At 71.4% G+C, this 9,848-nt stretch carries 10 protein-coding genes; 3 read left to right on the top strand and 7 right to left on the bottom strand.

Annotated features, from left to right (window positions below):
• Positions 1 to 36 precede the first annotated feature (36 nt).
• From ABZX11_RS47890 to pfkB, 7 genes are all read right to left on the bottom strand, one after another.
• A complete protein-coding gene (locus ABZX11_RS47890; protein WP_176169597.1) occupies positions 37 to 321 on the bottom strand; it encodes an HPr family phosphocarrier protein in 285 nt (94 codons plus the stop codon).
• A 48-nt stretch (positions 322 to 369) separates the two neighbouring features.
• Entirely contained in the window at positions 370 to 2,037 is a 1,668-nt protein-coding gene (gene ptsP, locus ABZX11_RS47885) for a phosphoenolpyruvate--protein phosphotransferase (protein WP_354925823.1), read from the bottom strand.
• Positions 2,038 to 2,070: 33 nt separating this feature from the next.
• The gene (locus ABZX11_RS47880; protein WP_176169595.1) at positions 2,071 to 3,129 is read right to left on the bottom strand and encodes a zinc-dependent dehydrogenase; all 1,059 of its coding nucleotides are present in this window, start codon (positions 3,127 to 3,129) and stop codon (positions 2,071 to 2,073) included.
• Entirely contained in the window at positions 3,126 to 3,581 is a 456-nt protein-coding gene (locus tag ABZX11_RS47875) for a PTS sugar transporter subunit IIA (protein WP_176169594.1), read from the bottom strand. The genes ABZX11_RS47880 and ABZX11_RS47875 overlap by 4 nt, the downstream gene beginning before the upstream one ends.
• Positions 3,571 to 3,879, bottom strand: coding sequence for a PTS lactose transporter subunit IIB (locus ABZX11_RS47870; RefSeq protein WP_176169593.1), 309 nt, complete (start codon positions 3,877 to 3,879; stop codon positions 3,571 to 3,573). Before ABZX11_RS47870 ends, ABZX11_RS47875 begins: the two co-directional genes overlap by 11 nt.
• Positions 3,880 to 3,926: 47 nt before the next feature.
• Positions 3,927 to 5,036 carry a mannitol-specific PTS transporter subunit IIC gene (gene mtlA / locus ABZX11_RS47865; RefSeq protein WP_217709535.1) on the bottom strand — a complete coding sequence of 370 codons (1,110 nt, stop codon included), beginning with the start codon at positions 5,034 to 5,036 and terminating at the stop codon, positions 3,927 to 3,929.
• 93 nt (positions 5,037 to 5,129) lie between these two features.
• Entirely contained in the window at positions 5,130 to 6,065 is a 936-nt protein-coding gene (gene pfkB / locus ABZX11_RS47860) for a 1-phosphofructokinase (RefSeq protein ID WP_176169592.1), read from the bottom strand.
• A gap of 397 nt (positions 6,066 to 6,462) precedes the next feature.
• On the opposite strand from pfkB, the gene ABZX11_RS47855 reads away from it, so the two are divergent.
• The 3 genes from ABZX11_RS47855 to ABZX11_RS47845 all read left to right on the top strand — a co-directional run bounded on the left by ABZX11_RS47855 (position 6,463) and on the right by ABZX11_RS47845 (position 9,783).
• Positions 6,463 to 7,095 (top strand): class I SAM-dependent methyltransferase, encoded by a 633-nt coding sequence (locus ABZX11_RS47855; RefSeq protein ID WP_354925817.1) that lies wholly within the window; start codon positions 6,463 to 6,465, stop codon positions 7,093 to 7,095.
• 165 nt (positions 7,096 to 7,260) lie between these two features.
• The gene (gene ligD / locus ABZX11_RS47850) at positions 7,261 to 8,145 is read left to right on the top strand and encodes a non-homologous end-joining DNA ligase (RefSeq protein WP_354925814.1); all 885 of its coding nucleotides are present in this window, start codon (positions 7,261 to 7,263) and stop codon (positions 8,143 to 8,145) included.
• A 171-nt stretch (positions 8,146 to 8,316) separates the two neighbouring features.
• Entirely contained in the window at positions 8,317 to 9,783 is a 1,467-nt protein-coding gene (locus ABZX11_RS47845; protein WP_354925811.1) for an MFS transporter, read from the top strand.
• Positions 9,784 to 9,848 lie beyond the last annotated feature (65 nt).

The raw sequence follows: 9,848 nt of genomic DNA, 5'->3' as shown, positions 1-9,848 counted from the left end.
GGCCGGCCTGGGGGTCGCCGGCCGGGCCACCGGGCGTCAGCCGGCCGGTTGCCCGGCCGAGTCGAGGTCGCGCGCCAGCAGTTCGGCGATCTCCGCCACCGCTTCCTCCGCGCCTTCGCCCTCGGCCGTGATCAGCACCTCTTCGCCACCGCGGACGCCGAGGGACATCACGCCGAGGATGCTGGCGGCGTCCACCAGCTGGTCCTCGCTGCGGCCGATCTTCACCGGCACCGGCTGCCTGGCCGCCGCCTCGACGAGGAGCTTGGCCGGCCGCGCGTGCAGCCCGACGGCCGAACCGATTACCACCGTTTTACTGGACATACCCGTGATCCCATCTGGTAGAAAGCGCGGCGCGGGGGCCCGGCCCGTTCAGCCGCGCGGCTTGGCGGCGAACTCCGCGGCGACCTGGCGGGCCTTCGGTGCTTCGGGCGCGGACAGCACCTCGCGGGCGAGGGCTTCGCACTGTTCGAGCGTGTAGTCGGTCAAGGCCGCGCGGACCGCGGGGACCGCGGACACCGACATCGACAGGCTGGTGATGCCGAGGCCGGCGAACACCGGCGCCAGCCCGGGGTCGCTGGCCGCCTCGCCGCAGATGCCGGCGGTCTTGCCCGCGTCCATGGCCGCCGCCGCGACGTTCGCCACGAGCGCCAGCAGCGCCGGCTGCCAGGGGTCCAGCAGCTCCCCCAGCTCGCCCAGCATCCGGTCCGCGGCGTAGGTGTACTGCGACAGGTCGTTGGTGCCGATGCTGACGAAGTCCACCTCCGCCAGGATGTCCGCCGCCCGGATCGCCGCGGCTGGCACCTCGATCATGACGCCGGCCTGGCCGATGCCGTGCTCGCGGGCCAGGTCGCGGAACGCCGCGGCCTCGGCCGGCGTGGCGATCATCGGGGCCATCACCCGCACGTCGGCGTCGTGGTCGGCGGCCGCCAGGCTGATCGCCCGCAGCTGCGCGGTGAGCAGCTCCGGGTGGCGGACGCCGACGCGGTAGCCCCGCACGCCGAGGGCCGGGTTGGGCTCGTCCTCGGTGTTGGCGAACGGGATGTACTTGTCGGCCCCGGCGTCCAGCGTGCGGATGACCACCGGGCGGCCGGAGAACCCGCGCAGCACCTCGCCGTACGCCGCGCGCTGCTCCTCGACCGTCGGCGCCTCCGTGCGGTCCAGGAACAGGAACTCGGTGCGGAAGAGCCCGACCCCTTCGGCGTCGGCGGCGGCTTCGGCCGCGGCCCCGCCGACGCTGCCGACGTTGAGCAGGAGCTTGACCGGGTGGCCGTCGGCGGTCGCTCCGGGGCCGCGGTGCCGGGCCAGCTTCTCCTTCAGCGCGTCGGCTTCCGCCCGGACCTGGCGGACGTGCTCGTCCGTCGGGTCCACGACCACCGTTCCCCGGCCGCCGTCGACCGCGACCCGCTGCCCGGCCTCGAGGCCCGCGGCGCCGGCGCAGCCGACCACCGCCGGGATCCCGAGCGCGCGGGCGACGATCGCGGTGTGGCTCGTCGGGCCGCCTTTCTCGGTGACGATGCCGAGCACCTTCGCCGGGTCGAGCAGGACCGTGTCGGCCGGGGCGATGTCCTGGCCCACCAGGACGAACACCCCGTCGACGTCGGGGATGCCGGGTGGCTCCAGGCCCAGCGCGGCGGCGATCGCCCGGTCCCGGATGTCGATCAGGTCGGCCGCCCGCTCCCCGATGTAGCCGCCGATGCTCTCCAGCGCGGCGACGTGCTTGCCGAAGGCGTCGGAGATCGCCCACGCCGCCGGCCGCCCGTTGTCCACCGAGGCGCGGATGCCCGCCGTCAGCGAGGCGTCCTTGGCCATCATGATCTGGGTGTCCATGATGGACTTCGACTCGCCGCTGACCGAAGCCGCGCGCTTCTCCAGGTCCGCCACCGCCGCGTCGAGCGCTTCGGTGGCGGCTGCCAGTTCGGCTTCCGGGGCCGCCGGGGCGTCCCAGTGCTCCGGCAGCACCGGGGGCGGGGTCAGCCGCACCACCGGGCCGGCGGCCGCACCCGGGCTCGCCGGGTTGCCGCGCAGTTCGTCAACCAACTCTGGTCGCCTCCTCCTCGTCGCCCGCCCCGCTCACGCGGCGTCGGACGCGCCCGGCTCGATGGTCACCTTGATGGCCTCGCCGCTGCTGACGATGTCGATCGCGCGGCGCACCTCCGACAGCGGCAGGTGGTGGGTGATCAGATCGGCGACCGGGACCCGGCCCGAGGAAATCAGCTCCAGCGCCTGGCGGTTGTGCTCGGGGCTCGACCCGTTGGCGCCGTAGATGGTCAGCTCGCGGTAGTGCACGAGGTTGGAATCGCACGCGATGATCGGGTTGTCCTTCGGCAGGCCGCCGAAGAAGCTGATCCGGCCCCGGCGCGCGGTCATCTTGAGCGCGTCCTCCTGGGCCTTGCCCGCCGCCGCCGCCGTGATGACCACGTCGGCACCGTCGCCCTCGGTGAGCTCGAGGATCTTCGCCACCGGGTCGACTTCGGCGCCGCAGATCGCGGCGTCCGGCTTGACCAGCTCCGCCGCCATCTCCAGCCGGCCGCGGTTCAGCTCGACCAGGTACACCGCGGCCGCACCCTTGGCGCGGGCGAGCCGCACGTGCAGGCAGCCGATCGGGCCGGCGCCGACGACCACGACGACGTCGCCCTCGCCGACCTGCGCGAAACTCTGCCCGTTGAGGACACACGCCAGCGGTTCGGCGACCGAGGCCTCGGCGTAGCTGACGTCGTCGGGGATCCGGTTGACGCCGTCGACCTTGAGCACCTGCTTCGGCACGATCATGTACTCCGCGAACCCGCCGTCGAAGTGGTAACCCATCGACAGCTGGTTGGGACACACCTGCTGCAGTCCCTTGCGGCACTGCTTGCACTCGCCGCACGGGATCGCCGCGATCACCTGGACGCGGTCGCCGGCGTTCCAGCCGGAGACGTTCGCGCCGCTCTCCACGACCTCGCCGGCGATCTCGTGGCCGATCACCCGCGGCGGGTCGATGTGGTGGTGCCCGTGCTTGAAGATCTTCAGGTCGGTGCCGCACGTGGAGGTGTTGTGCACCCGGATCTTGATCTCGTCCGGGCCCGGGCTCGGCTCGTCGGCCTCTTCGACCCGCAGATCACCTGGCGCGTAGAAACGTGCCACCTTCATTCGGAGAACTCCTCGTCCATCTGGTTCAACAGTCGCAAGATCGTCTCGGCGTCCGGCGCCTCCCGCAGCTGCCGCGCCTGCTCGCCGTCCATCAGGATCCGGGCCAGCGAGGACAGGATGCCGACCTGCTCCGATCCCTTGGCGGCGATGCCGACGCACAGCCGCACGTCGTTGCCGCCCCAGTCGACCCCGCCGGGGAACTGGAGGACCGCCAGCCTGGTCCGCTTCACGAACCGGCGGGACTCGTCGGTGCCGTGCGGGATGGCGACGTTTTCGCCGATGTAGGTCGACACCGAGCGTTCGCGCTCGTGCATCGCGTCGAGGTAGCCCGGCTCGACCGCGCCCAGCTCCAGCAGCTTGCGGCCGACCTGGGTGATCGCGTCGGCCTGGTCGGTGGCGGTGCAGCCGACCAGGACCGAATCGGTGCCGAGGATGGGAGCGTCAGTCGGCAAGGGAACCGCCGTCCCGGATCGCCGTCTCGACCTGGTCGAACACCGGGTCGCCCAGGAAGCTCTGGAACCCGAGGATCACGGCCGAAGCGTTGGCCTTGCGGGCCCGCTTGACCAGGGTGCTCTGGCACAGCACGACCTGCGCGTCGCCCGGGATTTCGTTGACCGGCGTGTGCTCGACCTTGACCGAGTAGGGCTTCAGCCGCTTCGCGAGCTGGGACGCGACCATCACGCTGCTGCCCATGCCGGCGTCGCAGGCGATGATGACCTTCTTGACTTCCTTGCCTTCGATGGTGCTCACTACCGCACTTCCTTCCTTCGATCGACGATGATCGCCAAGCCTGACCGTCAAGCGACGGCTCCGCCGTTCGCCACGGCCAGTTCGCGTTCCTCCCGGCGGGCGTCCCTGCCGAACTTCAGCAGGACCGCGGCGACGACGAACGACACGATCGCGGCGGCGAGCACGCCGGCGATGACCCCGACGTAACCGCCCTTCGGCGTCACCGCGAGCACCGCGATGATGCTGCCCGGCGACGGCGTCGCCGTCAGGCCCGCGCCGAAGATGCTGAAGGTCGCGACACCGGCGGCACCGCCGGCGATGGCGGCCAGGATCAGGCGCGGAGTGGCGAGGATGTACGGGAAGTAGATCTCGTGGATCCCACCGAAGAACTGGATGATGATCGCGCCGGGCGCGGTGGCCCGCGCGCTGCGTGCGCCGAAGAACGTCAGCGCCAGCAGGATGCCCAGGCCGGGGCCGGGGTTCGGCTCGATGAGGAACTCGATGGCCTTGCCGTCGCGCAGCGCGTCGGCGACGCCCAGCGGGCTGAGCACACCGTGGTTGATGGCGTTGTTGAGGAACAGCACCTTCGCGGGCTCGACGATGATCGAGACCAGCGGGAGCAGGTGCGCGTCGACCAGGGCCTGCACGCCGTGCCCGAGCCCCTTGGTGATGCCCTGCACGACGGGGCCGATGCCCAGCAGGCCGAGCACCGCCATGACGCCACCGATGATGCCGGCACTGAAGTTGTCGACGAGCATCTTGAAGCCCGGGGCGGTCTTGCTGCCGACCTTGTCGTCCCACAGCTTGATCAGGAAGCCACCGAGCGGGCCGACGATCATCGCGCCGAGGAACATCGGGATCGACGCGCCGACCGCGATCCCGACCGTCGCCACCGCGCCGACGACCGCACCGCGCTGGCCGTGGACCAGGCGGCCGCCGGTGTACCCGATCAGGACCGGCAACAGGAAGTTGATCATCGGGTCGACGAGCTCGGCGATGTGCGCGTTGGGCGTCCACCCGCTCGGGATGAACAGCGCGGTGATCAGACCCCAGGCGATGAACGCCCCGATGTTCGGCATGACCATGCTGGCGAGCTGACCGCCGAAGCGCTGGATCGAGACCCGCGCGCGCTCCGCCCTCGACGGAGTTTCGTCGTCGATCTCCGTAGTGGTAGTCATCGTTGGCTTCCTCTTCTGGAAAGGTGATTTGAGGGTTCGCCATCAACCGATGGCGGATACCGGAGCGAACCGGTTCTCGTGGCGCCGCGGGCGCTATTCGCGAACCTTCTCGTCCCAGCCGGGATGCGGTTCCACCCGCACTCGACGTGCCTCCACGTCTTCGGGCCCCGGCATCGTGCTGCCCGGGAGCGACACCGCGGCCGCACCCCAGGCGACGGCGGTGGCCAGCGCCTGCGGGCCACTCCCCCCTGCCGCCAGGAAACCGGCGAGCATCGCGTCGCCGGCACCGACCGAACTCCGCGGTTCGGCCGATGCGTTGGCGCACCAGATCCCCGCGTCTTCGACCAGTACGGCACCCTTGCTGCCGAGACTGGCCAAAACCTTGCCCGCGCCGAGCGAACGCAGCTCCTGCGCGGCGTCGACGATGTCCCGCACCGTGTCGAGCCGGCGGCCGACTGCCTCCTCGAGCTCGTCGAGGTTCGGCTTCACCAGCGCCGGCCCGGCCTTCACCGACGTCCGGAACGCCGGGCCGCTGGTGTCGACGACGACCTGGGCCCCGGTGGGGGCCAGCCGCCCGATCAGGGCGGCGTAGAAGTCCTCGTCCACACCGGGCGGCAGGCTGCCCGCCGCCACCACCCACCGCGCGTCGGCCACGTTGGCCAGCAGCACATCACACATCGTCTCGATCTCCCGCGCGGACAGCCGCGGGCCGATCTCGTTCAGCTTCGTCACCGTGGCGTCCGGCTCCACGACGCTGATGTTGCTGCGCACGGGTTCTTCCGTGCGCACCCGGACCACGTCGATGTCGCACTGCTCGAGGAGGCTGATCAGCTGATCGCCTTCGGCGCCACCGGCCGGCACCACGGCCCGGGCCTGGTGTCCGTTGCGGACCAGCGCCCGAGCGACGTTGATGCCCTTGCCACCCGGTTCGACGGTGGCGCCGGTCGCCCGGTGCAGACCACCCCGGGTGAGCCGAGCCACCTCGACCGTGCGGTCGACGCTCGGGTTCGCCGTCAGGGTCACGAACACTTCAGCACACCTCCGCCGAGAACCACTTTGGTTTGAGTGATGTTGCCTGCGTTCATCTGCGTTTGCAACCCCCAATCGTGACGGAGACCTCACCGTTACCTATTGCCCGAACACCAGCGGCCTCTCTGCTGCTGTGCAGGAGTCCTCGAGCACCCTGGAGCGGCGCGCACGCTTGAGCGAAAACAACACAAACCCACATCGCAGAACCGGGGCGGATGATCGGTCCGGCCAGACGATCGCTGGCCACTGATACCGCGTACCAGGTATCGCCCGGCCGTGAGCTGTGGCCCGCCATCTGGGTTCGCACCCAATCCCAAGCCGGACCGGCGAGGGCCGCCTGCCTGCTCCCACAGGTTCTAGGCATTTACACGGGGTTCGCGCGCCTACGCTCACGCCCATGGCGAGCCCACAGCTGGCGACCTCGGAGATGCTCACGCGAGTGGGCGGACAAGCCCGTCCCGAGGACGCGATCCTGCGCGAGTTGCGTGAAGAAACAGCGTCACTGCCGACGGGTGCGGCGACGCGGGTGTCCGCCGAGGAAGGCCGGTTGCTCGAGCAGCTGGTCGAGCTCACGCGGGCGCGAACGGCGGTGGAGGTCGGCACCTCCACCGGGTACAGCACCCTGTGCATCGCCCGGTCGCTGCCCCGCCACGGCCTGCTGATCACCTGCGAGACCACCGCCCGGTGGCCCGCGCTCGGCCGGCCGCACTGGCGGCGCGCCGGCGTCGCGGACCGGATCGACCTGCGGATCGCGCCGCCGACCGCGGTCCTCGACGCGCTGTTCGCCGAATACGGGCCCGGCACCTTCGACCTGATCTTCCTGGCCGCCGGCCACGCGGGGTCCGCTCCGCTCTACGAGGCGGCGCTGACGCTGCTGTCGCCGGACGGCATCCTCGCCATCGCGGGCACCCCACCCGCCGAGGACCCCACCACGGGCGAGTTCGACCGCACCGTGCGGGCCAACCCGCGAGTGGAGACGTCACGGCTCTCGATCGGCGACGGCATCACCCTCGTCCGCAAGGCCAGCTGAAGGAGCGAAGAGGGTGCGGGGTCGTTCAGCCGCCGGTGGTCGCCGCGGTGCTCACCCTTCGCGGCTGAGCACCCTCCGAGTGGACGCCACCGCCGGGTCCGGGCAAGCTCCGGTCGAGGAGCGCGGGCGCGCCGAGCCCGCGGCCGCCCGGCGAGGGAGGATCCGGTGGACCCCGACGAGATCGAAACGTCGAACCCGGACAAGATCTACTACCCCGACGCCGGGCTGACCAAGGGCGACGTCGTGCAGCACTACCGGACCGTCGCCACGGCGATGGTCGCGCACCTGCGCGGCCGGCCGCTGACCGTGCGCCGGTTCCCGAACGGCATCGCGGGCAAGAACTGGTACCAGAAGGAAGCGAGCCCCGGGCTGCCGTCGTGGATCCGCGTCGAAGCGATCCCGCAGCGGACGACCGGCGACGTCCGCCACGTGCTCTGCGACGACGCCGCGACCCTGGTGTACCTGGCCAACCAGGGGGCGCTCGAGTACCACATCTGGTCGTCCACCGTGGCCGACCTCGAGCACCCGGACATGGTGCTGATCGACATCGACCCGCCCGACGGGGTCACCGTCGCCGAGCTGCGGGACATCGCCCGCCTGGTGCGGCAGGTCTACGAAGCCGCCGGGCTCACCGCGTACCTGCAGGCGACCGGCGGCCGCGGCTTCCACGTCGTGGCACCGCTGGAGCCGAGCCAGACCTACGACGAGGTCCGCGAGCTGGCGAAGACGGCGGCCGAAGTGCTCGCCCGGCTCGACCCCGACCGGCTGACCACGGCGGTGCGCAAGAACCAGCGCGGCGACCGCGTGTACCTGGACGTCCAGCGCAACGGCTACACCTCGACGTTCGTGGCCCCCTACTCGCTGCGGGCCCGTCCCTCGGCGGGGGTCGCCACGCCGCTCGGCTGGCACGAGCTCGGCAAAGCGGAACCCGCGGGCTGGACGCCCAAGCGGATGAAGGACCGCCTGGCGCGCAAGGAAGACCCGTGGGCGCGCATGGCCGAGGACGCGGCTTCCCCGGCCAAGGCGATGGAGCTGCTCAAGCGGCTTTGATCCGCCATCCGGGTCCGGTTTCCGGTGGGTCCCCGAATGCGCACGGCGGAAGAATCCCGTGTGCAATCGGGAGGAAGGAAGCGGCGCTCTTTCTTCGTACGGTCGACGCAGACCACGGACCGCGGAGGAACACCCGGCACCCCCGGCTGTCTCCGCTCGAAGGAGAGAGCAGTGAACCTCGCTCAAGCAGCACCCACCGCGGTGGCGTCGGGGCTGGACCCGCGCCGCTGGAAAGCCCTCATCCTGTTGTGCACGGCCAACTTCATGGTGATCCTCGACGCCCAGATCGTCATCATGGGCCTGCCGTCGATCTCGGCCGACCTCAAGCTGACGCCGGTCATGGGGCAGTGGGCCCTGTCCGCCAACCTGCTGACTTTCGGCGGGTTGCTGCTGCTCGGCGGCCGCGCGGCCGACCTGCTGGGCCGGCGCAAGGTGTTCATCATCGGCACCGCCCTGTTCCTGCTGGTGTCCGTGCTCTCGGGCCTCGCCTGGAACGGTGAGGTGCTGCTGGTGGCGCGGTCCCTGCACGGCGTCTCGGCCGCGTTGATGGCGCCCACCGCGCTGTCCATCCTCACGAACACCTTCCCGGAGGGCCGGGAGCGCAACAAGGCGTTCGCCATGTGGTCCGGCATCGCCTCGATCGGCGCCACCGTCGGGCTGCTGCTCGGCGGCACGCTCATCGACTGGCTGGGCTGGCAGTCCATCTTCTTCGTCAACGTCCCCGTCGCGCTCGTCATGCTGGTGCTGGCCCCGGTCCTGCTGCGGGAGAGCAAGGACTCCGGCACGCGGCGCACGTTCGACCTCGCCGGTGCCGTCGTGAGCACGGCCGCGCTCGGCCTGCTCGTCTACGTCCTGGTCGAGGCGCCCACCCGCGGCTGGGTCAGCCTCCACACGATCGGCCTCGGCGCGGTCTTCCTCGTGCTCGTCGCGCTGACCGTGGTGATCGAGAAGCGCTCGGCCGCACCGCTGGTGCCGCTGCGGCTGTTCCGCTCACCCAGCCTGGTCGGCGGCAACCTGGTGACGGGGATCGCGGCGGCGCTCGCGTTCGGCATGTCCGTGGTGATTTCGCAGTTCTCCCTCGGCGTGCTGCACTACTCCGCGCTCGAATTCGGGCTCAGCCAGTCGGCGATGCCGATCGCCGCAGTGATCGGCGCCTTCCTCGCCCAGGCCGTGCTCAACCGCATCGGCATCCGGGTCGTCGCGGTCATCGGCGTGGTGCTGCTGGGGGCCGGCTGCTTCGTGCTCACCGGCATCTCGCCGACCGGCAGCTACTGGGCCGACGTCTTCCCGGGCCTGATCCTGTTCGGGCTCGGCCTCGGCGGCGGCCCGGTCGCCCTCGCGGCGGCGGCCCTCAACGGCATCGCCAAGCGGGACACCGGCCTCGCCTCGGGCCTGAACACGGCGGCGTTCCAGGTGGGCGGCGCGATCGGCGTGGCGGTCGTCTCGACGATCGTCGCCGCGCACATGGCGCGGGCGGCCACCGACCCGGCCGCGATCATGGACGGGTTCACCGGCGGCCTGGTGGCGTGCGTCGTCTTCGCCGCGGTCGGGCTGGTGCTGGCCGTCGCCCTGCTGCGCAAGCGCGGCGGCGGGGCGCTGCAGATCGTTCCGGAGCAGCGGACGCCGTCGGCGCACTGAAGCAGGAGACGTGGGGGGGGGGGGGCGGGGGGGGCGGGGGCCCGGGCCCGCGGGAGAGCGGGGCG

The organism is Amycolatopsis sp. NPDC004169 (assembly GCF_040610315.1).
In the GTDB taxonomy this organism is placed as follows: Bacteria; Actinomycetota; Actinomycetes; order Mycobacteriales; family Pseudonocardiaceae; genus Amycolatopsis.
The sequence above is the reverse complement of the archived record's forward strand: the minus strand, read 5'-3'. Positions and strand labels throughout refer to the sequence as shown.

What these genes read in the sequence shown, in the direction of transcription:
- ABZX11_RS47855 (WP_354925817.1), top strand. Translation starts at nt 6,463, where the DNA reads ATGGCGAGCCCACAGCTGGCGACCTCGGAGATGCTCACGCGAGTGGGC.
- mtlA (WP_217709535.1), bottom strand. Translation starts at nt 5,036, where the DNA reads ATGACTACCACTACGGAGATCGACGACGAAACTCCGTCGAGGGCGGAG.
- ABZX11_RS47880 (WP_176169595.1), bottom strand. Translation starts at nt 3,129, where the DNA reads ATGAAGGTGGCACGTTTCTACGCGCCAGGTGATCTGCGGGTCGAAGAG.
- ABZX11_RS47890 (WP_176169597.1), bottom strand. Translation starts at nt 321, where the DNA reads ATGTCCAGTAAAACGGTGGTAATCGGTTCGGCCGTCGGGCTGCACGCG.